The organism is Thalassobellus citreus (assembly GCF_044385915.1).
In the GTDB taxonomy this organism is placed as follows: Bacteria; Bacteroidota; Bacteroidia; order Flavobacteriales; family Flavobacteriaceae; genus Thalassobellus; species Thalassobellus citreus.
On record NZ_JBISCC010000039.1, the window covers coordinates 1 to 277 of the forward strand.

Genomic DNA, 277 nt, shown 5'->3' on the forward strand with positions numbered 1-277 from the left:
AATTGGGATACCAGCAATGTATGGACTTTTACGCTTATGTTTATGGATGCCGTTTCTTTCGATCAAGATTTAGGGAATTGGAATGTGTCTAGTCTTAATACTGCCAATAGTATGTTTACTCGTGTTACGCTTTCAACTCCAAATTACGATAATTTACTAATTGGTTGGAATGCTCAAAATTTAAATGCTAGTGTTGGTTTTGATGGAGGATTAAGTAAATATTGTGCCGGAGAAGCCGCCAGAGCCAATATGATAGCTAGTGATAATTGGAATATTA

Annotated in this window: 1 protein-coding gene; it reads left to right on the forward strand. The window is 35.7% G+C overall.

Annotation, left to right across the window (positions count from 1 at the left end; genetic code table 11):
• Window positions 1-277 (forward strand): BspA family leucine-rich repeat surface protein (locus ACH5TX_RS00180; protein WP_439337546.1); only part of this gene is annotated, 277 nt, incomplete at both ends.